Origin of the sequence: Wenjunlia vitaminophila DSM 41686 (genome assembly GCF_000380165.1) — a bacterium.
Classification (GTDB): domain Bacteria; phylum Actinomycetota; class Actinomycetes; order Streptomycetales; family Streptomycetaceae; genus Wenjunlia; species Wenjunlia vitaminophila.
Genome location: NZ_KB904657.1, coordinates 79,519 through 105,023, shown reverse-complemented (window position 1 = coordinate 105,023; position 25,505 = coordinate 79,519). Strand labels below are relative to the sequence as shown.

The 25,505-nt window shown below is 72.6% G+C and carries 22 protein-coding genes and 1 pseudogene; 6 read left to right on the top strand and 17 right to left on the bottom strand.

Annotated elements, in window-relative coordinates; all coding sequences use genetic code 11:
• On the bottom strand, window positions 1-817 hold an 817-nt coding region (locus A3IG_RS0108560), incomplete at its 3' end, for a 2-oxoacid:acceptor oxidoreductase family protein (protein WP_026220036.1).
• Between the two features lie 290 nt (window positions 818-1,107).
• Here A3IG_RS0108560 and A3IG_RS0108555 point away from each other — a divergent pair.
• From A3IG_RS0108555 to A3IG_RS35830, 3 genes and pseudogenes are all read left to right on the top strand, one after another.
• Window positions 1,108-1,728 (top strand): TetR/AcrR family transcriptional regulator, encoded by a 621-nt coding sequence (locus A3IG_RS0108555; RefSeq protein WP_026220035.1) that lies wholly within the window; start codon window positions 1,108-1,110, stop codon window positions 1,726-1,728.
• A gap of 76 nt (window positions 1,729-1,804) precedes the next feature.
• Window positions 1,805-2,446 (top strand): annotated as a pseudogene (locus A3IG_RS35950) (FAD-dependent monooxygenase); the annotation flags it as partial.
• Between the two features lie 59 nt (window positions 2,447-2,505).
• On the top strand, window positions 2,506-3,441 hold the full coding sequence (locus tag A3IG_RS35830) for an FAD-dependent monooxygenase (protein ID WP_018383140.1): 936 nt from the start codon (window positions 2,506-2,508) through the stop codon (window positions 3,439-3,441).
• 48 nt (window positions 3,442-3,489) lie between these two features.
• Here the strand turns inward: A3IG_RS35830 and fdhD are convergent, their stop codons facing one another.
• The 15 genes from fdhD to A3IG_RS0108475 form a co-directional block, all read right to left on the bottom strand.
• A complete protein-coding gene (fdhD, locus tag A3IG_RS0108545) occupies window positions 3,490-4,335 on the bottom strand; it encodes a formate dehydrogenase accessory sulfurtransferase FdhD (protein WP_018383139.1) in 846 nt (281 codons plus the stop codon).
• Between the two features lie 146 nt (window positions 4,336-4,481).
• On the bottom strand, window positions 4,482-5,399 hold the full coding sequence (locus A3IG_RS0108540; protein ID WP_201787482.1) for an SGNH/GDSL hydrolase family protein: 918 nt from the start codon (window positions 5,397-5,399) through the stop codon (window positions 4,482-4,484).
• Window positions 5,400-5,575: 176 nt separating this feature from the next.
• Window positions 5,576-8,101 (bottom strand): AfsR/SARP family transcriptional regulator, encoded by a 2,526-nt coding sequence (locus A3IG_RS29035; RefSeq protein ID WP_018383137.1) that lies wholly within the window; start codon window positions 8,099-8,101, stop codon window positions 5,576-5,578.
• Between the two features lie 196 nt (window positions 8,102-8,297).
• Window positions 8,298-8,807: a Pycsar system effector family protein gene (locus A3IG_RS29030; protein WP_018383136.1), complete on the bottom strand. Its 510-nt coding sequence runs from the start codon at window positions 8,805-8,807 to the stop codon at window positions 8,298-8,300.
• A complete protein-coding gene (locus A3IG_RS29025; protein WP_018383135.1) occupies window positions 8,804-9,991 on the bottom strand; it encodes a hypothetical protein in 1,188 nt (395 codons plus the stop codon). Before A3IG_RS29025 ends, A3IG_RS29030 begins: the two co-directional genes overlap by 4 nt.
• Window positions 9,992-10,230: 239 nt before the next feature.
• Window positions 10,231-12,525 (bottom strand): nSTAND3 domain-containing NTPase, encoded by a 2,295-nt coding sequence (locus A3IG_RS0108520; RefSeq protein ID WP_104530698.1) that lies wholly within the window; start codon window positions 12,523-12,525, stop codon window positions 10,231-10,233.
• Window positions 12,518-13,369: a hypothetical protein gene (locus tag A3IG_RS29020; RefSeq protein WP_104530694.1), complete on the bottom strand. Its 852-nt coding sequence runs from the start codon at window positions 13,367-13,369 to the stop codon at window positions 12,518-12,520. Before A3IG_RS29020 ends, A3IG_RS0108520 begins: the two co-directional genes overlap by 8 nt.
• A 68-nt stretch (window positions 13,370-13,437) precedes the next feature.
• Window positions 13,438-14,169 carry a Crp/Fnr family transcriptional regulator gene (locus A3IG_RS0108510; RefSeq protein WP_026220033.1) on the bottom strand — a complete coding sequence of 244 codons (732 nt, stop codon included), beginning with the start codon at window positions 14,167-14,169 and terminating at the stop codon, window positions 13,438-13,440.
• Between the two features lie 449 nt (window positions 14,170-14,618).
• Entirely contained in the window at window positions 14,619-15,914 is a 1,296-nt protein-coding gene (locus A3IG_RS29015) for an MFS transporter (RefSeq protein ID WP_018383131.1), read from the bottom strand.
• Window positions 15,911-17,374 (bottom strand): glycosyltransferase, encoded by a 1,464-nt coding sequence (locus A3IG_RS29010; protein WP_157862264.1) that lies wholly within the window; start codon window positions 17,372-17,374, stop codon window positions 15,911-15,913. The genes A3IG_RS29015 and A3IG_RS29010 overlap by 4 nt, the downstream gene beginning before the upstream one ends.
• The gene (locus tag A3IG_RS29005) at window positions 17,353-18,747 is read right to left on the bottom strand and encodes an alpha-amylase family glycosyl hydrolase (protein WP_018383129.1); all 1,395 of its coding nucleotides are present in this window, start codon (window positions 18,745-18,747) and stop codon (window positions 17,353-17,355) included. Before A3IG_RS29005 ends, A3IG_RS29010 begins: the two co-directional genes overlap by 22 nt.
• 317 nt (window positions 18,748-19,064) lie before the next feature.
• Complete coding sequence (locus tag A3IG_RS29000) at window positions 19,065-19,448, bottom strand: DUF1257 domain-containing protein (RefSeq protein WP_018383128.1); 384 nt, start codon at window positions 19,446-19,448, stop codon at window positions 19,065-19,067.
• Window positions 19,449-19,775: 327 nt separating this feature from the next.
• Entirely contained in the window at window positions 19,776-20,246 is a 471-nt protein-coding gene (locus A3IG_RS0108485) for a VOC family protein (RefSeq protein ID WP_018383127.1), read from the bottom strand.
• Window positions 20,247-20,448: 202 nt separating this feature from the next.
• Window positions 20,449-20,820: a VOC family protein gene (locus A3IG_RS0108480; RefSeq protein WP_018383126.1), complete on the bottom strand. Its 372-nt coding sequence runs from the start codon at window positions 20,818-20,820 to the stop codon at window positions 20,449-20,451.
• A gap of 87 nt (window positions 20,821-20,907) precedes the next feature.
• A complete protein-coding gene (locus tag A3IG_RS0108475; RefSeq protein WP_078500195.1) occupies window positions 20,908-21,519 on the bottom strand; it encodes a TetR/AcrR family transcriptional regulator in 612 nt (203 codons plus the stop codon).
• Window positions 21,520-21,842: 323 nt separating this feature from the next.
• Here A3IG_RS0108475 and A3IG_RS0108470 point away from each other — a divergent pair, with 323 nt between their 5' ends.
• A complete protein-coding gene (locus A3IG_RS0108470; protein ID WP_051087425.1) occupies window positions 21,843-22,259 on the top strand; it encodes a pyridoxamine 5'-phosphate oxidase family protein in 417 nt (138 codons plus the stop codon).
• A gap of 32 nt (window positions 22,260-22,291) precedes the next feature.
• Here A3IG_RS0108470 and A3IG_RS0108465 read toward each other — a convergent pair whose 3' ends face one another.
• Window positions 22,292-22,741, bottom strand: coding sequence for a nuclear transport factor 2 family protein (locus A3IG_RS0108465; protein ID WP_018383123.1), 450 nt, complete (start codon window positions 22,739-22,741; stop codon window positions 22,292-22,294).
• Window positions 22,742-22,905: 164 nt separating this feature from the next.
• Between A3IG_RS0108465 and A3IG_RS0108460 the strand changes: the two genes are divergently transcribed.
• A complete protein-coding gene (locus A3IG_RS0108460) occupies window positions 22,906-24,366 on the top strand; it encodes an FAD-dependent monooxygenase (RefSeq protein ID WP_026220031.1) in 1,461 nt (486 codons plus the stop codon).
• A gap of 53 nt (window positions 24,367-24,419) precedes the next feature.
• On the top strand, window positions 24,420-25,115 hold the full coding sequence (locus tag A3IG_RS0108455; RefSeq protein WP_018383121.1) for an antibiotic biosynthesis monooxygenase family protein: 696 nt from the start codon (window positions 24,420-24,422) through the stop codon (window positions 25,113-25,115).
• The last annotated feature ends 390 nt before the right edge of the window (window positions 25,116-25,505 follow it).

Sequence of the window (25,505 nt, the reverse complement as noted above, 5' to 3'; positions counted from 1 at the left end):
AGGCCGCGACCAACCCGTAGGACAAGGCCAGGTTCCCCGAGATGTTCCGGTACCGGCCCGCCGGCAACGCCGCCGGCGCGATCTCGTACGACACCGCGAAGTCCTCGGTGGTCTCACCGAAGTTCACCCCCGCGCGGAACGCCGCCAGGTTCGCCTCGGCGATGGTGGGCTTCTTGGCGAACTTCCGCCGCANGAACGCCTCGGTACCCGCGGTCGGCCGATGGTACATCCACGACAACAAACCCAAAGCGAACATGTTCTTCGCCCGCTCCGCGTCCTTACGCGGCAGACCGAACGACTCCAACGCCGCCAACGTCAAACTCGTCAACGGCACCCGATGCACCCGCCACGCCGACAACACCGGCGAACCCTCATCCAACGGGTTACTCGACCAGCCCACCTTCGCCAACGCCCGCTTGGAGAACTCGTCCGTGTTCACGATGATCTCCGCCCCCGCGGGCAGGTCCGGCAGGTTCGCCTTCAACGCCGCCGGGTTCATCGCCACCAACACATCCGGAGCATCACCAGGAGTGAGGATGTCATGATCCGCGAAATGCAACTGGAACGACGACACACCCGGCAACGTCCCAGCCGGCGCACGGATCTCCGCAGGAAAGTTCGGCAACGTCGACAAGTCGTTACCGAACACCGCAGTCTCCGAGGTGAAACGGTCACCAGTGAGCTGCATCCCATCACCGGAATCGCCCGCAAACCGAATAACCACCCGATCCAGGCGCCTTACCGGCTTCTCCCGTATGACTGAGCTGGTCACTGCCCGCCCCTTCGTAGCCCATGTGCTGTGGTTGCTCTGAGGCATCGGGCAGGTTGGCGGCGGTGCTTCGCCAGTCGCCCCCGTGCCACTTCGGCCGTTGGTGTCGATAGCTCCGCACGCCGACGGTTGGCGTGCGGATGACCGAGCCGTCGGCAGCTTCGACACGGGCGCTAGAGAGGCGGTCAAGAAGTGATGCAGGGGGATGTGGGGAGGATCGGGGGGCGAGGGCTCGAGTGATCCCCGAGTAAGTGGCTTTTAGCTTGAATGCGCCACCTGCACCACACTTCCCCGGTTCGGGCGATGCCCGTTCTCTCTCAGCGAGGTCCTGATTCGTCATGCCACGAGTAAGCGAGGAGCACCGCGTTGCTCGTCGTCAGCAGATCATTGACGCCGCGCACCGGTGCATTGTGGAGAACGGCTTCCACCAGACGTCCATGCAGGACGTGATCAACGAATCCGGGTTGTCGGCTGGCGCGGTGTACCGCTACTTCACCGGCAAGGAGGAGTTGATCCGGGCCGTCGCGGAGAAGGCCAGCGTGCATTTCGCCGAGGCGATGGCGAAGGTGGTCAGTGAGCACCCGTCGCTCTCCTGGGACCAGGCCCTGGCCCGTCTGCTCTCCGGACTCATGTCCGACCTGGACGAGAGCCGGGCGGGCACCGCGCGCCTGGCCGTGCAGATATGGGGGGAGGCGCAGCGCGACCCGGTGGTGGCCGAGGCCGCCCTGGGGGCGCTGGTCGCGGCGCAGCGGCGGATGCACTCCCTGGTGGTACAGCTCCAGGACACCGGACGGATACCGAAGTCGGGCGACGCCGGGCAGATCAGTCAGGCGTTGCTGTCCTTCCTGCTCGGCTGCATCGTGCAGTCCATGTTGATGGAGGACGTTGACCTCGAGGGCCTCGCCCACGGCCTCGCCGCCCTGCCGAGCCCGGTGGAGCTGGAACGCGCCGGGGGCTGAGGGTTTCGTCCAGCCGTGTGGGGAAACCCGTCGGCCCGCAGATCGTCACCGACAAACGATCGCCCGGCGCGACGCGGTGCCGCGTCCCGGACGTGCGCCCCGGTCGGCCGTGCGGCGCGCTCCGGGTGGGTCCCCATCCCGGCTCCGTCCGCGTGCCCGGGCGCGGAGAGGGGATGCCGTGGGCGCGAACGGCGAGTACGAGGTCGTGGTCGTGGGTGCCGGCCCCACCGGGCTGCACCTGGCGGGTGAGTTGGCACTCGCAGGCGTCCGGTGCAAGATCGTCGAGAGGCGTTCCGAGCGGAGCAAGGAGTCCAGGGCGCTGGTGCTCCAGGCCCGCACCATGGAGGAACTCGACATGCGGGGCATGGCGACGGCCGTGCTCGACCGCGGCCACCCGGTGCGGCAACTGGAGGTCAGCCCAGGGGGCCACCTGATCGACCTGACGGTGCCCGACTCCGCGTACCCGGGGGTGCGGGCGCTGCCGCAGTGGGAGACCGAGGAGATCCTCGAGGAGCGGGCCGACGAGCTCGGGGTGCGCGTCGAGCGGGGCGTGGAGCTGACCGACTGCCGGCAGGACGGCGACCGGGTGGTGTTGTCCCTGCGGTCGGGGGACCGGGAGTGGCGTGAGCGTGCCGCGTGGCTGGTCGGGTGCGACGGGGCGCGCAGCACGGTGCGGCACGCCATCGGTGACCGGTTCGAGGGGGACGTGCTGCCCCACGGCATCCTCATCGCCGACGTCCGCCTGGACAGCCCCCCAGCGTCCCCGCGCTGGTCCGGATGGTCCCGGGGGCGCTCGCTGTCGTCATCGGCTTCGGCGGGGGACGCCACCGGATCGCCGTCATCGACCGCGACCGGCCGCACAGCGACGGCCCCGTCCCGGTGGAGGAGGTGGACGAGGCGCTGCGCACCGTCTTCGGTCTCGACCTGGGGCCGTACGACGCGACGTGGACCTCGCACTTCCGGATCAACGAGCGGCGGGCGCGGACCAACCGCAGCGGACGCGTCCTGCTGGCCGGGGACGCCGCCCACGTGCACTCCCCGGTCGGCGCCCAGGGGCTCAACCTGGGGGTGCAGGACGCCACCAACCTGGGCTGGAAGCTCGCCGCGGTGGTGGCCGGGCGCGCCGGCGAGGAACTGCTGGACACCTACGCCGAGGAACGGCGGCGGGTCTGCCTCGAGGTGATCGTGGCCACCGCCCTGGCGACCAGGGTCGCCACCGCCCGCCGCCTGCCCGTGCGGGCGGCGCGGCAACTCGGCCTGCGGGGCGTGGCCCGGTTCCCGGGAATCCGCCGCCGGGCCCTGGCCCGCGTCAACGGCACCTCCCACCGGTACCGGTCCACCGCGGGCCGGCGTCGCCGCGGCCCCGCCGGTGCCATGGTCGGCCGGAGGGTGCCGGACCTGGGGCTGTCGGACGGGCGGCGGCTGTACGAGGTGCTGCGCTCGGGCGGTTTCGTCCTGGTTGACCAGGGCGCGGGGAGCCGCCCGCCGGTGCCCGACGCCTGGGACGACCTGGTCACCCACCTCCCGGGGCGGGTGCGCGGGCCCCGCGGGCCGTGGCTGGGCACCGAGCTGTTCCTGGTGCGGCCCGACGGTTACTGCGCCTGGGCCGGGCCACGGTCCCGCGCGGCCGGCGACCTCGCGGTGGTGCTGCCGTGCTGGGCGGGTCGGCGGAACGTTCCGCGGGAACGGGCGGGCGCGTGGCCGGCGGGGTGAACCACCCGCCCCCGGTCCCGGCGCCGCGCGGCGGGCGCGGCGCCGGGTTCAGTTCCGCGACCCGGACGGTTCCAGGACGACCCGCTCCGCACCCGCGTAGACGTTCATGGACCGTCCCCGCAGGAAACCCACGAGGGTGAGGCCGGTCTCCGCGGCCAGCTCGACCGCCAGCGAGGAGGGCGCGGAGACGGCGGCCAACGCGGGGATGCCGGCCATCACCGCCTTCTGGACGAGTTCGAACGACGCCCTGCCGGAGACGAGCAGCACCGTGTCCCGCAGGGGCAGCGCACCCTGCTGGTACGCCCGGCCGACCAGCTTGTCCACGGCGTTGTGCCGACCCACGTCCTCGCGGACGTCGAGCACGTCGCCGTCCGGGGTGAACAGCCCGGCGGCGTGCAGCCCCCCGGTCTGGTGGAAAACCCCCTGGGCCGCGCGCAACGCGTCCGGCAGCGCGGACAGGACGTCGGGCCGCAGCCGTGGCCCGGGACCGGCCACCGGCCACCGGGCGGTGGTCCGCACCGCGTCCAGGCTGGCCTTGCCGCACAGGCCGCAGGAGGAGGTGGTGTAGACGTTGCGTTCCAGGGTGATGTCCGGCACCGGCACACCGGGGGCGAGGCGAACGTCCACCACGTTGTAGGTGTTGCTGCCGTCCGCCGTGGCGCCCGCGCAGTACGCGATGCGGGAGACGTCCGAGGCGTCGGCCACGACACCTTCGCTGACCAGGAACCCGACGGCGAGTGCGAAGTCGTCGCCGGGGGTGCGCATGGTGATGGCCAGCGGCTTCCCGTTCAGCCGGATCTCCAGCGGCTCCTCGGCGACGAGGGTGTCCACCCGTCGGCTGACCTCGCCGTCGCGCACCCGCACCACCGGGCGGCGGGCGGTGACCCGTCCCATGGCATCGCTCCTTTCCCGGCCCCCCTCCGCCAGTACCCGGGTGGCGGACGGGAGACACGACCCGGGGAACACGCGTGCGCCGCCGGGGACGATCACCGCCCCCGGCGGCGCACGGATGCGGGCCTGGTGAGGGTGACCCCGCGACGCTAACCGGCCCGGCCGAGCTTCGCCAACACCTGGTGGGCGGCGTTCCGCATGCCGTTGATGTTGGGGTGTCCCGGATCGGCCCCCTCCACCTGCACCAGGCCCTCGACCCAGCGGGTTCCCGGCGCCTGGCAGATGTCGTGACCGGCGCTTGATGGGTGCAGGTCCACGAACTCGGCGCCGTGCCGGGTGACCTCGGCGGCCATCATGGTGTTCAGCTTGCGCTCGACGCCGTACAGGTAGGGGAAGTCACCGGCGGCCACCGGCTGCTCGATGGCGCACGAGTCCTTGGACTCCGGGATGAGGTGCGGGTACCCGACGACCAGCACCCGCGCCCTGGGCGCCCGTTCCCTGACTCCCTCGACCACGTCACCGATCCTGGGCACGGTGCGCTCCACCCGTTCGGCGATCTCGTCCCCGCCGGACGTCGCGTAGTGGTCCCTGCACGGGGCGCCCTGGGGGTCAACCTGGCTGAGCCCGGCGCAGACGCCCATGACCTCGACGAACCCGGCGTCGTTGCCCCCGATGGTGAGGGTGACCACCCGGGTGTTCCGGCCGAGCGCGTCGAACTGCGGGGCGATCACCCCGAACTGGCGTGAGGTCATGTCCGCGGTGACCGCCCAGGTGCAGGTCACGTCGGTGTACGGGGCGGGCGGTAGGCCCTCGGCCACCATCGCGGGGTAGTTGTGGTCCGAGCGGGCGCACGGCCCCCCGGACCGGGGTATGCCCGGTCCCGCGGCGTAGGAGTCACCCAGCGCCACGTACGGTGCCCCGCCCCTGCCTGGGTCTCCTGCGGCGGCCGACCCGGCCGTGCCGCCCAGAGCCGTGGCGCCCAGAGCCGCGGCCAGGCCGGCCCAGGCGAACACTCTGCGTCTGCTCGGGCTCGCCGCCGTGGCGCGCGGACTTAAGAACGATCGCATGGGCCCGATTCCTCCCTGAGACGGAAATGATCGAACGAATGATCGTTACCTCGAAAATTGATCCGTCTCAAGGTCGGGTCGGGGAACCCGGCAGGGACCGCACAGGAACTTGCGACGCCCCTGTCAGCACCGTGCCAGCCCGTGCCAACGGCGGTCGGCGCACCGGTTGGTGCCCCTCACCGACCCCAGGGAGCAGAGCACCTGCCCAGTGGCGACGACCGCTCCACCGCCGCGGCCCCGGCCTGCCCCCTGGCCTGCTCGTCGCACTGGCCCGTGATCCCGGCGAGCCGGGCCGCCGCGGCGTGCGGGGCCACGGCTGCCGCGGGGCGGCCAGCGGCGCGCAACGCGTCACCGAGACCGTTCAGCGCCACCACCTCGCCGTGCCGGTCGCCGGCCTCCCGGAAGAGACCGAGCGCCTGCCGCTGCAGCCGGGCGGCGCACCCGTACCGACCCAGCCGCAGGTACAGGTCGCCCAGCTCGGACAGGACACGCGCCTGGCCCCACGGGTTACCGGCCTGGCGGTACCTGGCCAGGGCCAGCTCCAGGTGATCGACGGCCGACTCCCAGGCGCCGAACCGCCCGCGCACCACCCCCATGCGGGCCAGCGCACGGGCCTGTCCGGCACGGTCGCCGAGCCGCTCGGCGGCTCGCAGGGCATGGGCGTGGAAGGCCAACGCCTCGGCGGGGCGGTGCCCGTCGAGGTGCGGGGACAGGACATCGGCGAGGCGCACCGCGCCCACCGGGTGGTCCCGGTCGGCCGCGTACGCGCAGACCGCGGACAGGGTGGCGCGCTCGGCGTCCAGCCAGGTCAGGGCCGCGGCACGATCGGCGGGGCCGCCGTCGTCGGCCGGCGCGGGTTCCGGCGGCTCCGGTCGGCCGACGCGGGGCACCGGGTGCAGCGCCTCCACGGCCGCCCGCGCGGTGGCCAGGTAGTGGTCGAACAGCCGGTCAAGCGCCACGTGCCGCTCGTCCGCCACCGCGTGCGCCCGTGCGAGCCGGTCGGCGTAGGCGCGCAGCAGGTCGTGCATTCCGTACCGCCCGGGCCCGGTCCGCTCGAGCAGGTGCGCCCGGGCCAGCAGCTCGAGCAGCCGCGCGCTGCGCAGCGGGGAGTTCTGGGTCAGCGCCGCGGTGGCGTCGGCATCGACGTCCGGCCCCGGATGCAGCCCCAACAGCCGGAACGTGCGGGCGGCTGCCGGCGGGAGCCGGTGGTAGGAACAGGAGAACACCGCCCGCACCGCCGCCCGCACGTCACAGGAGCCCGGGCGGTCCAGCCGTTGCTCCCACGACGTCCTGTGGTTCACCTCCCGGGCGAACTCGGCGAGCGGCCTGGCCGGATGGGCGGCGGCCAACTCGGCGGCGAGCCGCAGCGCCAGCGGCAGTCCCGCGCACCGCGCGGCGAGGTCGGCCACCGCCTCCGGCTCCTGCGCTGCCCGACCCCCGAGCCGCGAACGGAGCAGCGCCGTGGCGTCAGGCAACGGGAGCAGCCCCAGGTCCAGTCGCCGCGAGCCGGGCTCCGCGACGAGCTCGTTCAGACCGTTCCTGCTGGTCACCACGGTCACACAGGACGGCGAGCGGGGGAGCAGGGGACGCACCTGCTGCACCGACCTGGCGTTGTCCAACACCACCAGCATCCGCCGGCCGGACATCTCGGTGCGGTACCGCTGGGCCCTGGCGTCGAGGTCCAGGGGGATCGGCCCGGCACACCCCAGGGCGTCGAGGAACCACACCAGGGCGTCGCCGGCAGCCAGCGACCGGCCGGGGCCGCCGCCCCGCAGGTTGACGTAGAGCTGCCCGCCGGGGAACCGGTGCCCGGTCCGGTGCGCCCAGTGGACCGCCAGGGCGGACTTGCCCACACCGGCCGGCCCGGACACCACCGAGACCAACGGGTGCCGCCCCCCGCCCGCGGACCGTTGGGCCAGCCAGCCGTCCAGCGCCGCGAGCTCCCCGACCCGCCCGTGCAGGACCGGCGTGTCGGCGGGAAGCTGTCGGGGGACGCCGCACGAACTGGCCCCGTGCTGCTCGGCGATCCGGCGCCGGTTGGCCCGGTGACCGGTGCGCGCCTGGTCCCCACGGACCACCGGCTTGCAGGCGCGCAACGACCGCGCGGGGGCACCCTGGTCCTGCGGGCGCACACCCGCCGCCCCCCGAGGGGCCCGCGGGACCTCGGTTGCCGTGCCCACGGCGAGCAACGCCTCGCTGTACCGCTCCACCGCCGCCCGCCGCTCGTCGGCCAGGGACACCACCCACCGGTGGTCGCGCAGCGTCGGCAGGTCGGCGAGCGGCGGCTGCCGCCACAGGTGGACCGCCTCCGCCAGCAGCGACACCGCCCTGAGCTGGTCGCCCCGGTGCCGTGCCGCCCCCGCGGCGGCCACCAACCTCCGGAAGCGCAGCAGGTCCACCCGGTCAGGAGGCAGCCGCAGCACGTACCCGTCGCCGACCTCGGACAGCACCACTCCCGGGCCGGCCGCCGGCCGCCGCGGCTCCAACGCCTCGCGCAACAGGCCCACCTGTTCCCGAAGCACCACCCGCGCGTCCTCAGGGGGCCGACTTCCCCACAGCGCGGAGACCAGTTCTCCTCCCGGCACCGGCCGCCCACACGCCAGGGCGAGCAGCCCCAGCACCGCCCGCCGCTCCGGGGGACCCAGGTCCACCCTGATCCCGCCCCGCCAGACACGCACCTGCCCCAGCACCTGTAACCGCATCGCACTCCCCGGCCACGGACCACGCTGACGCCAACCTTTCTCCCCTGATCAGCCGGTGGTCAGTCGATTTCCGGCCGGCCTGCGGGAGCGGGTGTCCACCGGTCCCGCGGCGACGACGGGCACCACCCCGCGAAGGACGGCCCGACGGCCACGGTGGCCGGGCGGGGGTGTGGGCCGGGCAGGGGCACAGGGCCGGTCAACAGACCTCCCCGAGCAGGGCGAACAGCCCGCCCAACCCCAGGGAAAAAGTGCCCAGGCGCAGCCACCGGTACTTCCTGGCCAGTATCGCGCCCATGGCACAGACCTGGGCGAGGGTCCACTGGACGACGTCCTGCCGGGAGTCGGCGAGCCGGACCAGCAACTCGTCGGGTGAGGCGCCGTGGGACACGTCGCGCAGGAAGGTGCTGTCGGCCGCGACCCAGGTGCGGGGGAAGAGAACGGCGGCGAGCATCACCACCCCGCTCGCCCACAACACGCCGCCGAGGGTGAGCCACACGGCACCGGGACCCGTGGCCGAACCGAACCGGGAGAGCAGGGCGTCGCGGTCCCCGGAGACCAGCACCGCCGCGAACGCCATGGCCCCCGACAGCAGGATCGCCGCCTTGGCGTCCGCCCTGCCGAGGTCCTCCCGCACCGAGGTCAGCACGCGGTCCGCGATGAAGCGCAGGTCGGGGTCGGCTGGTCCCGGGCCGGTCCCCGCGGTCACGGGCCGTCCCCGCGGTCGGCCCCGGCGTCGTCCCCCGTGGCCCGGGACGCCCTGTGGCCCTGTTCGGCTGAGGACTCCACCACGCTGGGCTCGTGGGTGGGCGGCGCGTCCCGGACCGGCTCCCCGCCCTGGCCGGCGATGGGGTCGGCGGGGTCGGTGGCCGCTCCGGCGCCGCCCCGGTCGCTCCGCGCAGCGCGGGCCCCGGCCCCGTCCTCCCAGAACGGCCAGCGGCGCGTCGGCGCCGGCTCCCCCTGACCCAGCTCGGGACGGACCGGCGTCGTCCGGTCGAACAGCGCCTCCGCGGACGCCCCCGCGACCCCCGCCGACGCGTCCCGCAGGTGCTTGAGGACCTCGTACATGTGGGTGCCGATGTCGTGCCGCTCGAGCTGGCCGCCCTCGATGAGCTTGGTGATCAGGTGGAGCCAGTCCCCGCGCTGCTCCTGCCGCTGCTGGTAGAAGAGCTGCTGGATCTCCAGTGCCTTCTCCGGGTTGCGCGCCATGAAGGCCGCGATCGCACTGATGTCCCCGCGCCGCAGGACCTCCTCGAACTCCTGCGCCCGGCGCCTGACGAGCTGGGTCTCCTGGTCCTCCTCGCGCTGCCGCAGGGAGTGCTCCTTCTCGGCGAGCCGCCGCCGCAGATCCAGTTCGGTGCCCAGACGGACCTGTTCCCTGACCCGTTCACTGAGGTCGATGTGGACGTGGACCCTGGTGCGCAGGCCCAGGTCCCGACCGAGCGGCCACTGCTGGACGTTGAGCGCGTTCCGCACCGCCTCGTCGGCCTGTTGGGACGCCGTCAACGGGAACCGTCGGGACACCCCGCGCAGCTCGTCGTGGAGTTCGTCGCGCAACAGATCCGCGGCGTCCCACACCTGGTTGCGGACGACGGCGTACGGGTCCTCGACCTCCCAGTGCACGCGCACCGTGGCGTTGAAGAACTCGGTGTCGCCACGTGCCGGCAGCACCATCTCGAACGTGGTCACCCGACGGCCCGTCAGCACCTCGAAGACCGTGTAGGCCTGGCGGTACCTGGCGTACGTCCGGCTGGGCAGGGAAGCGCCGTGGTGCTCCGTGCCGTGCGGCCACAGCAGGCTGTAACCGCCGTTGGTGTACACCCGCACCGCGACCACCTGCCCGCTGACCCTGCGGTACCGCGGGCGGACCTCGCGCACGAGTGGGCCGCGCACCGATGGGTCCGCCGGCCGGCGCACGCCCGGCCCCGGGTCGGGCGGGTTCGTGGCGCGCCCCGCTTCCGGTGGTGTGTCCGGGCGCGGCGGTACGAGCTGGGGCGACCGGGGCCGCGGAGACCGGGGCCGCGGAGACCTGCCCCGCAACCGCTCCGGGCCGCCCCGCTGCGGTTGCCGTGGCACCCGGCGTAACTCCTCGGGCGCGAGCGGGGCGCCACCCGACGGCGTTTCGTGCTCGATCAACGGTTCCTACCTCTCTCCACCGCGTCCCACATCCGGCGGGCCGCGCCTTGGTCAAGCGGTCTGTCGGGGTCACGCACCAGGCGGGTCAGCAGGTGCCCGAGCCGGTCGCGGTCCCGGTCGTCCACGATCACCAGCGGCAGCAGCCGGCAGGCCGCCGCCAACTGCGCCTCGTCCTCGGCCGCGGACCGCGTCCAGGCGGCCAGTGCGTCCAGGGCGTCCTCCCCTGAGCGCGCCGTGACCAGCGCGTGCCGCACCAGGTCGGCGAGGCGCTGGGCCTGCTCGGGCCGACTCGTGGCCAGCGCGGTGAGCAGCGACCAGGTGGCGTGGGGCGCCAGGTGGGGGACGTCACCGAGCCCCCACAGATAAGTGACCTTCAGCCGCAGCATGCGCAGGGCGGTCACCAGCACCAGGTCGGAGTGCGTGCGCCGGCCGTCCCGCAGCCAGGCGCCGAGGCGGTCCACGACGGTCTCCGGCTCCGGCCCTGCCAGCAGACGCGTGACGCTGTACGACGTCAGGTCCAGCAACTCCCCGTCCTCGTCCGCGCGGGCAACCTCCCCGATCTCGGTGAGTGACGCACTGACCGAGCCCGCCGCCAACCCGTAGCCATGGGTGAGGGCCGCGGTGGCGCGCAGCGCCCCAGCGTCCTCGTCCGAGTTCACCCACTCCCGCAGCACCGCCTGCACCGCCGGTCGTACCGACGCCTCACGGGAGGCCTCGGCGAGAGCGGTGGCGGCGGACAGCCGCAGCACCGGGGAGTCCAGGCGGGCCATCGGCAGGATGATCTCGGAGTATCCGTAGAGCCAGTCCCAGGAACACAGCACGCCGGCCGCGATCGACGCCCAGACCCACGCGTACGAGGTCGAGTCGTCACACAGCGACCGCAGCCAGCGGGAGATCGGTCCGCGGGTGTTGTGGTACCCGTGCCACACCTCGTGCAGCACCGCCGTGGCCAGTCCGTCCCCCTGGAAACGGATCAGACGCGCCGGCACCAGGCTCTCCCCGAGGTCCAGCTCTCCGTCGAGCAGCACCGAGCGGGCCAGTGCAGGACGCAGATCGGCCCGGGTGCCGAACAGGCGGCGCCCCGGGGCCTGCTCCGGATCGAGGGTCAGCGCCATCTCCCAGGTCAACCGCTCGCCGGCCTCGGTGACGACGCCGTAGGCGGCACCGTTGAACACCGCGGTCGCGATCCGGAACGCCGCCGTGCGCAGTGCTGGCAGGGCCGCGGGGAGCGTGCCGGGGCGGTCGGCCCCGGCGAACCACTCCCGGACCTGCGCCGGCACGAACGCCGCACAGGCATCGAGGAACTCCTCGTCGGACAGTGCCCCGCGCTGCCGGTCCGCGAGGTGACCGGCGAACAGGGCGGCCTCACCGGGGCGAAGCTCGTCCAGGCCCAGCGCCTCCCTGACCTCGGGGCGCGCGGCGTGCGCCCGGGCTTCCTCCTGGGCGGTTACCGGCAGGTCCCGGAGCCGAAGGCGCAGGTGCCGGCCGAGCACCTCCTCGGCGCGGGGTGGTACGTGCCGCATGCCGTAACGCCCGAGCAGAACCTGGTCGGCGAGGTCCCCGCTGTCGATGACGAGCACCCCGTAGGCACCGATCCGGGCCAGCAGCGCACGGAACCGGTCGAGGTGCAGCTCGGTGGGCCGCTCCACAAGACCCGGCTGCGACCGGCTGGTACCGCCCTCCCGCTCCGGTTCCGGCCGGCCATGCCCCCACACGTCCTCCGACGGCAGTTCCAGCACGTAGCCGTGGTTCGCCCTGAGCTGCTCCTCCGAAACATGACGCAGGTCCGTGTCGTTGTCGAGCCGCACCACCCGCCGGTCGGTCAGCTCGGACAACAGCGCCAGGGCGGTGGCGGTGCGACCGGTACCGGGCTCACCGCACAGGGCGAGCAGGTGACGCTCCCGCAGCACCGTCTTCATCCTCTGGTAGCCGGGGGTTTCGAGGTAGACGTCGTCCAGGCGACGCAGTTCCTCCGTCGGCACCGGGCCGTCCACGACGGCGAGGGAGCCAGTCCCGACGAACTGGCTGACGAACAGGTTCCCCTCGTAGTACTGGTTGTCCCCGTGGACGCGTAGGGAGCGGGTCGTCGCGTGCGCGAGGTTCTCCCGCGCCAGGTGGGCGGTGGCGGAACCGCCGGCGCCGCCCGCACTGCCCAGCGGGCTACGCCCCGCCTCGCCGAACGGCTTGTGCTCCGGCCTGGTGGCGTCGGTCGCCTGCTGGTCGTCGCCCTTGGCCGGCGGGGTCGGGTTCGGTTGTTGCGGGCCCGGTGCCGCGTCGCCGTGCTCAGCCACGTCGCCCCCGCGCCCCGTCGTCGGGACCACCCTTGCGGATTCCGACGAACCCGCCGTGGATCACGTTGTGCTGGAAGGTCTGGTTGTCGCCCTGCACGTGGATCTCGGTCCGTCCGAACGTCTGCTGGGCGGCCGGCGGAGCGGACGGGTCGGGTTGGCTCCGAGGTGGCGGGAGGCTCCCCCCAGGCTGCCCGCCACCCGGAGGTGACCCCGCCCCGGGGACCTGGTTGCCCGCCGAGCCGGTCCGGGGCGGGGTCGGCACTGGTGGTTCTGGCAGTCGCGGAACGTGGAACCAGGCCAGTTCGTCCGTTTCCTTGTGGGTGATCCTGGCCGGCCGGTAGTGCTCCGGCTCGATGTACCGCCCGCCCTCGGCCACCACGTTGGTGTAGATCCAGTCCGAGGCGACGAAGAGCAGGTCCGAGCCCTCGGCCGCGGCCATCACCTGCTTCGCCGTCGGGCTGTCACAGAGCCGGCAGGTCAGATCCACGGCCCGGCCGACGAGTCCCCTCCCGTCCCAGGCGACCGGACCCGCGTGCAGGGCGACACGCAGCCGGGTCCGCACCGCACTGCCGCGGTTGTGCGCCCTGAGGCTCTCGTAGACGGCGTCCACCCACCGCCCCACCATCGGCGCCGGCGGCACGCTCGGATCGAGCGCGACCAGGATGCCGTCGCCGCGGTCCTCCTGGTGGATCTCGCCTGACGCCACCCCGGCCGCGTCGAAACCGTCCGCGAACGCGCCGTACATGGCGCGCCGCAGCAGCTTCTTGTCCTCCAGGCCCAGCCGACCCGAGCCACACGCGTCCCCGAAGAGCACCAGCCGGCTCACCGCTTCCGTGCCGTTCACTCACACCCCCTGGTCGCTGCCGTCACCGGACCAGCGTCGCCGTCCCGCCGGTCCGCCGCTGTAGCCGTTTACACACCGGGCGAGGGATTCCTGACGGTCGTGGTCCCCGCGGCGGACTGCCCCCCGCCCGAGGCCAGGAGGCGCAGCAGGTGGACGTCGGTGACCACCAGCCGTCGGGTCCCCGTCCGGACCACGCCCTCCTGGCGCAGCAGCCGCAGGGCCTTGGCGACCGCCTCCCGGGTGGCACCGACCGCGGCGGCCAGCTCGTGCTGCGGCAGCGGCAGGCTCAGCTCGATGCCCTCCGGCACCCGGTGTCCAGTCCGTGCCACAAGGTCGAGCAGGCTCAGGGACAGGCGCTGGAGCACGGTGCGGGACGCCAGGGAGCGGCGCTCGTGATCGGCGTCGCGCAGTCGAGAACTGAGCTGACGCATGATCAGCGAAGTCGCGTGCGGCCGGGAGGCCAGGAAGGTGCGGAAGCGCTGCCCGGGCACCACCACGGCCTCCATCGGCTCCAGGGCCGTCACCGTGGCGCTCCGCGGACGCTGGTCGACTGCGGCGAGGTCCCCGACCAGCTCTCCGGCACCGCGCAGCGCCAGAATGAGAGGGGTGCCGCGGTCGGTCTCGACCATCACCACCGACCAGCCCGAGAGGATGACCAGGACGAAGGTGCTGGTGTCGTTCTCCCGCAACAACACCTCGCCGGGCGCGTACTGGCGACGTTGGCCAAGACTGAGGAATGTCTTTCGGTCATACGGCGGGAGTGCGTCGAGGAACGAACGATGCTGCCTGAACAAGCTCATCCGCGACCCCTGTTACCTGCCGAAACGCCTGTGGGTAAGGCGATCAGTGATAATGCGCGCCACGCCGACAATCCGGCCCCCCGGCGTGAGGAGACAGCACGGTAGGGCTCGCCCGCATATCTGCGCAAGGCCTCACCCAGGGTGCTGAGAATTCTCGCCATTCCGCATTGATCCCTGTTCCGCCGCTATCGGGTTCGGAGTGAGCCGCGGGTGACGTGGGAAGCGCGGGATCGGATATTCGCATACGGGTGGCGGGGCCCGTACGGCCAGGCGTTCGGTCCCGGCACCGGTACGGTGCCCGTCCACCGACGCCGTTCGAGCGCGGGTCGCCCACCGTGAGTGGCGCGGCCCGCGGTCAACAATCAGGTGACGGGGAACCAGCGCCCGTGGGAGGGCGGGCGGCACCCGTCGGTGGCCGGACCGCCCGGGGTGACCGCACCGGGCCGGTCTCAGCCGTGCAGGGTGGTGGTGCTCACCGGGGAGGACGCGTCCAGGGCACCGCGCGCCGGGGGCTCGGTGACCGGTGCCAGCAGCGCTATGCCCAGGGCCGCGAGCGGCAACACGGCCAGTGCCACGGTCAGCCCGAACACCGTGGCCAGCCCACCGACCAACGGTGAGACGGCCATCCAGCCCAGCCGGCCGGCGAACGTGACCTGGCCGATGGCCGCCCCCGGGGACACTCCCGGCAGGGCACCGGCACCGGAGAAGGCGCCGGGGAAGGTGACGCTGACGCCCAGCCCGGTGAGGGCCAGCGCCGCCAGGAGCAGCGGGGCCTGTCCCGTGGGCAGGGTCACGGCCACCGCGACCGCGGTCACCACCGCGCCCGTCCTGATCAGTCGGGCCCACCCGTAGCGGGCCACCGCGCGGTCCCCGCACATCCGGCCGAGCACCTCCCCGGCCGAGAACACCGCGTAGGAGGCGGCGGCCACACCCCCGGAGGCACCGAGTTCCCTGAGCTGCACCCCGCCCCACGAGGCGGGGATGTCCGAGACCAGCGCGGCCAGGAACGCCAGCAGGGCCAGGGGCCCGACGGCCCGCCAACGAGCCGCAACGCCGCGGTCCCGCGGGCGTGACCCGGTCGGTCCCCGGCGCCCCGTCCCGCGGGGACCGGCGCCGTGGTCGTGGTGCGCGGGGAGCAGCAGGCCCCCCGCGGCCAGGCACACCCCGGCGAGCAGGAGCGCGACGACCGCGAAGTGCTGCCGGACCGGTACGCCCTGGGCGATCACCAGGGACCCGCTCAGGGCCCCGACGATGGCGCCCAGACTCCTGGTGGCGTGCATCCCGTTGAGAATGGGCCGGGGGCAGGCCCGTTGCAGAACCACCGACTGGGAGTTCATCCCGACGTCGGTCGCCGCGTCCGCGGCGCCGAGGACCAGCAGGCAGACCAGGAGGGTGCCGGCGGAGGAGGCGAACGGGACGAGCAGCAGGCTGGCACACAGGACCACGGCCGCGACCGTGCTCACCCCACGGCTGCCGTACCGGGCCACCAGCCAGCCGCCGAGCTGACTGCCCAGCAGCGCACCCATGCCCGGTCCCGCCAGTGCGAGACCGAGCTCGCCCGCCTCGAGACCCAGCCGTTCCTGCACCCGCGGGATCTCCGCCGCCCAGGTGGCGACCGACGCGCCGTGCACGAAGAACACGGCGCTCACCGCGTACCTGGCCCTCAGGTGCCGTGCCCCGACCGGGTCGGTGTCCCGCCGCACGCGGGTCGGCCCGGCGTCGTCGGGGAGCGTCCCGCCCTTCACGGCCCTGGACTCGCGGCCGGACCAGCTCCGGTGAGCTCGGTGTACAGCCGGGCGTAGTCACGCAGTTCGCGGTCGACCAGGAACCGTTCCCGACAGTGCTGCCGGGCCGCACCCGTGAGCTGGTCGCGCAGCGCCCGGTGGTTGAGGAGCGAGGTCACCGCGGAACCGAACGCGGCCAGGTCCGAGGGCTCCTCCAGGAGCAACCCGTGCACCCCGGGCACCACCTGCTCCCGGATGCCACCGACCGCGCTGGCGACCACCGGCCGCTCCTTCCACATCGCCTCGGTCACGGCGAGCCCGAACCCTTCCTGCAGGCTCTTCTGACAGACGACCGTAGCCCGCCGCTGGAGGGCGTTGACGACCAGGGCGTTGGCCTCCATCTCCGTGTCGTCGTCGGCGAGCCCGAGCACCACCAGGTGCACCCGCCGGCGCAACGCGGTGGGCAGTCGGCGGTGTTCGGCGCGTACTGCGTCGAACACGGTCCGGTTCTCCGGGTCGTCCGGGATGTCGTCCGGATCGGGACCCGCCAGCACCAGGTGGGCGTCCGGCGAGGCGTCGGCGATGTGCTCGACGAAGCCGGTGAGCACCCCCGACATGTCCTTCAGCGGGTCCCACCGGGAGATCTGCAGCACGGTCGGCGCGTCGGGCGGCAGCGGGGTGTCCTGGAACACCCGCACCCGGTCCGCGGCGTAGCTGGCGGCGGTCCCGGGCAGGGCCGCCCCCGACCCCGTGGTCAGGCCGATGGCGGAGGTGAACGCCTCGATCTCCGTCCCGGTCAGCGGGCGGCACTTGGCCGAACCGGGGTCGATGGTGGGGTGGATCACCCGGGTGAGTGACCGGTCCACGGCGGGCGGTACGTAGTCCGCGCTGGAGAACGCGTAGCGGTGGGGCGCCGGCAGGTACCGGGCCAGGAACCCCCACGCCTCGGCCACCGGGTCCGACCACGCGGCGGTGCCGATGTGGCTGCGCCAGGCCACCCGCAGCCCGGCGTCCACGAGCAGCGGGGCCATGCCGAGGACCTGGGGGTCGTGGAGGACCACCACGTCGCCGGCGGACATGTGGGTGAGCGCGGAGCGGGCGGCCTCGGTGGTCACCCGGGCGTACACCTCGGCGTCGGCCCCGGTGAGCGGGGCCCCGGTGCCGGGACTGCCGTGGAACAGGTGGTGAAGTTGCTTGGTGACGGTGAAGAAGTCGGTGTCGCCGGAGGTGACCAGCCAGCGGGTGCGCAGCCCCACCCGGTTGTGCCAGGGAACGGCCGAGCGCAGCAGTTCGGCGATGCCCCCGCCGACCGCGGTGGTGTTGACGTGCCACACGGTGTGACCGTCCAGCGCGGTGCGGGCAGCGTTGACCAGGGGGTCGTGCCGCAGCGCCTCGGCGGTCTGGGTGGACCACGCCGTGGCGACCCCGGGCGGCGTCGGGTTGACCGGTGTCACCCCGCTCATCCGACGCTCACGTCCCACGCGCCGAAGTCCAGGTCCACGGTGACCTCACCACGCCGGTACCTCCAGTGGTCGGGTGGGGCGGGTAGGGCCTCGTAGGGCCCGGCCAGGGTCTTCTTCAGGGCGATCAGGCGCCGGGTCAGGTGCAGCACCGAGTCCGGGTCGGCCCGTTGGTCGGCCACGTTGCGGGTGGTGTCGCCCAGCGGCAGCCAGGGTTCCCCCGTGGTGAAGCCCCCCTTGGGGCCGCTGGTCCACGGCACCGGGGTGCGGCTGGCGTCCCGGGGGATGGGCGCGGCGTCCCTGGTGAGCTCCGGCGGGACGACGGTGTCCTCCATCCCGAACTCGTCGCCCTGGAACAGCACGCAGGCGCCCGGGAGGGTCAGCAGCATGGTCAGCGCCATGCGCGTCTTGCGCTCGTCGCCGTCGCACCAACGGGTGGGGAACCGGGACAGGTCGTGGTTGGACGCCAACCACACCGGGTCGTGGTCCGGTGCCACGGTGTCCAGCCAGGCCTCCACCACGGGACGCAGCTCCTGTGCGCGGAACCGGCTGAACAGCAGTTGCGGGTACTGGGGGAGCTGGAGTTCGTCGCCGTCGCCGTAGTAGCGGCGCAGCTCCTCCAGTTCGGGGACCCAGGTGGCGCCCATCAACAGCCGCGGCGGGTCGTACTCGTCACCGATCCTCCGCCAGCGCCGCAGTACCTCGTGCACCTCCGGTTGGTGGGCGCTGTGCACCGGACGTTGCCCGCGGTTCCGGTCCCACATGTGGTCGTCCCGCCCTGCCGGCGGGTTGTCCCGCAACAGGCGGTCCTTGACGATGACGTAGCAGGCGTCGATCCGGAAGCCGGCCACCCCGCGGTCGAACCAGAACCGGAGGATGTCGTCGAACTCGGCGCGCACGTCCTCGTTCCACCAGTCCAGGTCGGGCTGGTCGGGCAGGTAGCTGTGCAGGTAGTAGCGGCCCATCTCGGGATCGAAGGTCCAGGCGGGGACGTGCAGCGAACTCATCCAGTTGTTCGGCTGGTCGGCCCAGACGTAGTACTCGCGTTTCGTGCGTTCGTCGCGGAACCACGGGTGTTGACGGCTGGTGTGGTTCGGGACGAGGTCAAGCACCACCCTGATTCCGCGCCGTTCCGCCTCGGCGACCAGCCGGTCGAAATCCTCCAGGGTGCCGAAGGCCGGGTCGATGGCGGTGTAGTCCGCCACGTCGTACCCGTAGTCCCGGTTCGGGGAGACGGTGAGCGGGGTGCACCACACCGCGTCAACGCCCAACCACTCCAGGTAGTCCAGTCTTGAGATGATGCCCGCTATGTCACCTATTCCGTCGCCGTTGGAATCGGTGAACGAACGGGGATAGATCTGGTAGATGACCGCGTTGCGCCACCAGTCGCCCAAGGCCGCTTTCCTCTCCCTGTACCGCGTCGGCTCCCGGGTTAGGGAAGCGACGCCAAGGGAAAGCTACTTATCGGTGCGCGGTGATGATCAGTGGGTTCTCGGCCATCCTCGGAAATGCGCGCACCGTGGTGCGTGCGGCCTTCTTCGGTATTTGTCCCGTGCTCTTGAGGGAAATTCCGCCAAAAGCCCACGCGTTCTCGAGCGATGCGTGACCCAGACTTTCTGAAATCTCTTCCGGGAGCCCGGCGGGCTGCGGTGACGCCTTTTGTGCCTGCCGTCGGGGGAGCCTGGGCGGCGGGACATCCGAAAAAGATCGGTCAATCGCGGGGGCGCAGGACGAGGCGGCGCGCGCCGCCCGGCAGCGGTGCCCCGGGGGACACCTGGTAACCGTGCCCCCTGGCGAAGTGCTGCACCACGGCGCACCCGTAGGCCCGGGTGACCCGCGCCAGCCACCTCCGGTCGAACCGGCTCCGGTCCCGGCCGCTGACCACCAGCGCGTGGGTGCTGTCGGGCCGCCGCAGGAACCCCAGGTCATCGCGGCCCGCCCCGGCGTGCCGCCCTCGGACGATCACCTCGGCCCGGGCCGCGCCGGTGAGCTGGCCGTACAGCGGCTGTGGTCGGGCATGGGTCTCCACCGCCGCGTACCCCAGGTCGGTCAGTGCCGCGGCCAGCAACTCCGGGTCGCGCAGGGCGATCGGCACCCGGACCGAGTACCGGCGGCCCGGGCCGCCGGGCGTCCCGGCGCGACCGCGAGCTGTGCCGCGCGCCGCCGTCGAGCACTCGGGCCAGGGCGTCCACCCCGGGCGCCCCGGCCGGACCGTCGGCCCACACCCCCGCGGTGCCGTCCGGCGACATGACGACCTCTATGCGCTCCGCGTCCCTCATCACGACTCCCTCGCTGGACCACCGACCACGGCCCAGCATCGCCCGGGTCGCCCGGGAGCGGTCCCCGCCCTGGGGCGCGGCCCTGCCGGGACCCGGGGGGCCCGGCAGGCGGCGGCCAGGCGGGACCGGCGGGGCCGTGGGGGTCACCCGTCGGCGGCCTCGTCCAGGGCCCGGATGTCGATCTTCGACATGGTGAGCATGGCCTGGGTGGCCCGGGCGACCCTGCCCGGATCGGGGTCGCTCATCAGCTCCCCCAGGCGCCGCGGGACGATCTGCCAGGACAGGCCGTACCTGTCCTTGAGCCAGCCGCACGGCCCCGGCTCGCCGCCGTCGGTCAGCCTCTCCCAGTAGGTGTCCACCTCCTGCTGGTCGGCACAGTCCACGGCGAGGGAGACGGCCTCGTTGAAGGTGAACTGCGGACCGCCGTTGAGCGCCTGGAACCGCTGCCCGGCGAGCTCGAAGACGACGAGCATCACCGTCCCCGGCTCGCCCGGCCCGGCCTCCCCGTAGCGGTGCACCTCCAGCACGCGGGAATCGGGGAAGACGGAGACGTAGTGGCCCACGGCCTCCTCGGCCTGGGTGTCGAACCACAGGCACGGCGTGATCTTCTGCATGGCCCTTGCTCCTCGCTGACCGGTGGGACAGGTGTTGCGAGGGTTGACCGTTCGGGCCGCCAGAACTCATCGGTCCCGGCGGTGTTTCCGCTCGATCGGGTGAGCCGGGTCCCGCCCGGGCCGGGGGAGCGGACCGCGCGTCGTCCGTGCCCCTGCCCCCGGGCGCGTGGACGGGGCCGCGACGGGCCGGACCCGGCGTTCCTCAGCCGTGACTGGCGTCGATGACGCAGAAACGGTTGCCTTCGGGATCGGCGAGCACGACGAAGTCGGGGTCGTCCGGGTACCACTGCCAGTCCACGCGTTCGGCGCCCAGGGCGACCAGGCGTGCCACCTCGGCCCGCTGCTCGGCGGCGTCCTCGACGTAGAGGTCGAGGTGGACCCGGGGGCGTTCCTGCACGGGCGACGTACTGCGGCCGAGCGCGAGTCCGGGTCCTGTGCCCTCGGCCGGCACCAGCACGGTCCAGTCGTCGGCGACCTCACCGTCACGCGGCACGTAGCCCAGGGCCCGGCTCCAGAACTCCGCCGCCCGCCGCACGTCCGCGGCCCCCATCACGACCGTCCCGATGCTCAGCACCTGGCGCGGCCCTGTCCCGCGGACACCGGCAGTCCCTCGACCCGGACGACTCCCGCCACCGCGGGCCGCACGCCACTTCCCGCCGACCTACCGCTCACGGGAGGACCGCAGACCGTCCAGGACGATGTTGATGTAGCGCCGCCAGTCGCCGCTGCGCCGGTGGACGATCGAGTTGAGGCCACAGGTCAGGGAGAGGATGTCCGCGCCGGTGATGTCCTGCCTGATCACCCCGGCGGCCTGGCCCTTGTCCACCAGGCTCACCAGCTCCGCCTCGAGGTCGGCCCGAAGGGGGCTCCGCGGTCCCTCGGAACCCAGGGTGCCCTCGACCACCACACTGGCGAATCCCCGGTCCCTCGCCTCAACCTCGGCGATCCGGGTGAGCAACAGCTTGAGCGCCTCGAGGGGTTCGGTCGAGTCGCGGCAGATGGTCCGGTAGTAGGTCAGGATCTCGCCGAAACGCTGCTGCGAGGCGGCCTCGACCATGGCTTCCTTGGTGGGGAAGTGACGGTAGAGGGTGCCGACGCCGACCTCGGCGCGACGGGCCACCTCGTCCATGGACACGTGCGCCCCACGCTCGGCGAAGAGTTCACGGGCAGCGTTCAGCACCCGGGCGCGGTTGCGCTCGGCATCGGCGCGCCGCCGCCGGGGGCTGGTGGTGTGCGCGGACGTGGACTGCTGCACGGGCATGGGAGTTGGCATGCGGAACCTCTCTCCGTTTCACTCCTACTATGCCCGGCCGCTCCTTCCTCATCCACCCCCGACAGATGCCGTCTCCATGGGTATGTCCGGGTTCGTTCCTGTCAATTCTGAACGTTCCCGCAAACATTTGACGTTGGCCGCGGTTGACAACGTGCCCGCGGGTCCCCTGTACTTGCCGTACCGGAATAGGATTCCGCTTCTTCTTTCAGGAGGGCCCCGGTGACGTGAACCCGTCCCGGGCGCCGTGGCCGCGAGGGCGCCGGGTGAGGTGTCCGACCGCCTCCGCAACCTCCTGACGTCACCCGAGCGAGAGGGCGAACACGATGTCGCTGTCGAAGGAAGGCACTGGCGCGCCGGCGTTGGCGCCCTCGGTCGAGGAGTTCCTGACCGAGCCGCACATCGCCACGCTGACCACCTTCCGGCCCGACGGGTCGCCCCACGTGGTGGCGGTGCGCTTCACCTGGGACCCGGCGGCGGGTCTGGCCCGGGTCATGACGGTGGTCTCCTCGCGCAAGGCCAGGAACCTGCTCGCCGCCCCCGGCAGCCGCGCCGCGCTCTGTCAGGTGGCCGGATTCAAGTGGGTCACCCTGGAGGGCACCGGCACGGTGTCCGACGATCCCCGCCGGGTGGCCGAGGGGGTCAGGCGCTACGCCAAGCGCTACTACTCCCCGCCGCCCAACCCGCCGGGCCGCGTCGTCGTCGAGATCGCCGTGGACCGGGTGATGAGCCTCAACGCCTGACCCCCAGGTGCCCGCCCCGGTCCACCGCCGCGTCAGCCGGCCGGCCGGGGGCGGGTCCCGCTGCTCCAGACGAGCCGGAAGGCCAACGAGCAGATGCGCCAGCCGTCCGGGGTGTTCCGGGCCGCCCCGCTGACGAACGTCCCGGTGGAGAAGAGCGCCGGGGGCTCACCGTCCACCGGCGGGGTGCTCGCCCGGTGCACGTGGGTGGACATCACGTTGGCCCGGAACGTCGCCCGGTCGCCGTCCACCAGCACGACCGCCGGGGAGTTGAGGTTCTGGGTCCGCTCCCACTTCGCCAGCACGTCGGCGTGGTACCCGGCCAGACCCTCCAGGCCCTCGTGCCGGCTCATCGGGAACTCCACGACCGCGTCCCCGGTGAACAGGCCGCGCGCCCACTCGTCGTCCAGATCGTCGTCGTCGAGCCCGACCAGGTAGCGGTCGAGCAGCCCGGCGACCTCGGCGGAGGATTGGCTAGTGGTCATACCCGAGCATGACCACGGAACCCGCCGGATCCCAAGACCACTTGTCGCAAACCTGACGTTGCTGTCAGAACCCTGTACTGCCCTGTCAAAAGCCTGTACCTCGGGGCTATTTACCCTCCCGCGAACTCCTCGTAATACTGAGGAAGACCGTTGGGAGAGGGCTTATGGATAACTTTGACGCGGACGTAGTGATTTCCGGGGCAGGCCCCACGGGTCTCATGCTCGCCGGCGAACTCCGTTTGCAGGGCATTTCTGTGATCGTCGTCGAACGGCTCGCCGAGCCGGTGCAGGAGTCACGTGCCCTCGGTTTCTCGGCACGGACCATCGAGGAATTCGACCAACGCGGACTGCTCTCTCGCTTCGGCGAGGTGAACCTCATTCCGTTCGGTCACTTCGGCGGTGTCTCCCTCGACTACCGGGTCATTCCAGGAGGCTCCTACGGGGCCCGCGGCATTCCCCAGGCGGTCACCGAGGCCATGCTGGCCGGCTGGACCGGTGAGCTCGGCGCGGACGTGCGCCGCGGCTGGGAGGTCACCGGCCTGACCACCGACGACGACGGGGTCACCGTCGAGGTGGACACACCGGACGGCCCCAGCCGGTTGCGGGCCGCCTACGTGGTCGGCTGTGACGGCGGTCGCAGCGCCGTCAGGAAGGCCGCCGGTATCGAGTTCACCGGCACCGAGCCGCGGATCGAGCTGCGGTACGCCGACATCGCCGGCGTGCAGCTCCCCCCGGGCTTCAGCGGCCGGCGGGTGGAGGGCGGCATGGTCATCGTGCTGCCGCTGGGGCCGGACCGTTGCCGGGTCTCCTACTACGAGGCGGCCGAGCCCCTGCGCAAGGGACCGGGGCCCATCACCTTCGAGGAGGTGGTCGGCGCCTGGAAGCGGCTGACCGGCGAGGACATCTCCCACGGCACGCCGTTGTGGGTCAGCTCGAGCACCGACGCCAGCCGCCAGGCGACGGAGTACCGGCGCGGTCGCGTCCTCGTCGCCGGCGACGCGGCGCACCTCCACCTGCCGATCGGCGCCCAGGGCATGAGCGCGGGCATCCAGGACGCGGTCAACCTCGGCTGGAAGCTGGCCCTGACGATCAAGGGGCAGGCCCCGGAGGGCCTGCTCGACACCTACCACAGCGAGCGGCACCCGGTGGGTGCCCGCATCCTGACCAACACCCTGGCCCAGAGCCAGCTCTACGTCGGCGGCGACGAGATCAAGCCGCTGCTGGAGGTCTTCACCGAGCTCACCGCGTACGAGGACGTCCAACGCCACCTGGTGGGCATGGTCACCGGCCTCGACATCCGGCACGACATGGGCCCCGGCGACCACCCGCTGCTCGGCCGGCGCCTGGAGGAGCAGGAGGTCGTGGTCGAGGGCGAGAAGAAGACGACCTTCGAACTGCTCCACCCGGGCCGCGCCGTGCTGCTCGACCTCGGCGACGACGCGGAGCTGCGCGAGACGGCAGCCGGCTGGTCCGACCGGGTCACCACGGTCAGTGGTGACTGCGAGGGCCTGCCCCGGGGCCTGCTGGTCCGTCCCGACGGGTACGTCGCGTGGGTCTCCCCGGAGGACGCGCGCACCGAGGGCCTGGCCGACGCGCTCACCCGCTGGTTCGGCCCGTCCAACTGAGGCCCCGCGCCTCACCCACACACCGTTCGTCCGAGAATCAGGAAGCGACCCACATGCCCTTCATCTCCCCAGAGGACGCCCACCTCACCGTCCTCAACCTCTTCACCACCGACGCGCCGGAGAAGCAGGACGGTCTCATCAACGAGATGACCAAGATCGTCAATGCGGCGGCCTACGAGGGCTGGATCTCCAGCACCGTGCACCAGGGCGTGCACAGCCCCGGCACCGCCAACCTCATCCAGTGGCGCAGCGGCGAGGACCTGGAGAAGCGCTACGCCGGTGAGGAGTTCAAGCACCGGACCCTGCCGACCTTCGGCGAGCTGACCACGTCCATCCGCCTGCTCCAGAACGAGATCGTGTTCAGCCAGCACCACCCGTCGCTCGGCGACAAGGTGGAGATCTCCCCGAAGCGGGACGACCACACCGTCATCGAGATCTTCCAGGTGGCGCAGGAGAACCTCGACGAGCTGGTGGACGCCCTCGGCCCGTCCCAGGACTACCTGCTCGAGGTCGCGGGCTACCGCTCCCACACCGTCTTCAAGGGGCTGCGGGCCCGGGGCCTCGAGGGTTCCTTCGCGGTCTGCTACTCCCAGTGGGAGAGCAAGGAGGCGCACGACGCCTTCATCAACGAGCCGCAGTCCGAGTGGTCCGCGGCCCGGGACAAGTCCGAGTCCCGGATCGCGTCCCTGAAGACCAGCAGCGACTGGAACTCCTACCAGGTGGTGCACACCCGCTCCGCGGGGGAGTGAGCGCGTGCCGGGGCGGCGGCCCCGGCACGCACCAGTTGGGGAACGCCCGGGTCCTGGAGACAGGACCCGGGCGTTCCTTCGGTTTGTCGGGCCGTCGGGCGAACCACCGTGCCCCCTGCCTTCCTGCCTGCCTGCCTGCCCGCCGGAGACTGCCCGCCCGCCCGCCCACCAGAGACTGCCCGCCTGACTCCCGGGCGGGTGGCGCCCCGCCCTGGGCACCGGGGCGTGGGAGCGCCCAGCGGCCCGCCTCCGGCCGCCGTACGCCCCCGTGGACGGCCGCCGGCAGCCCCGGTCGGCCGTGAGCCGCGGCGCTCCCCCCGGCCCCGGCCCGGCTCCGTTTCCCCCGCCTGGGTGCCCGTTCCCCGTGGTCAGCACCGCTGCGGACACCGC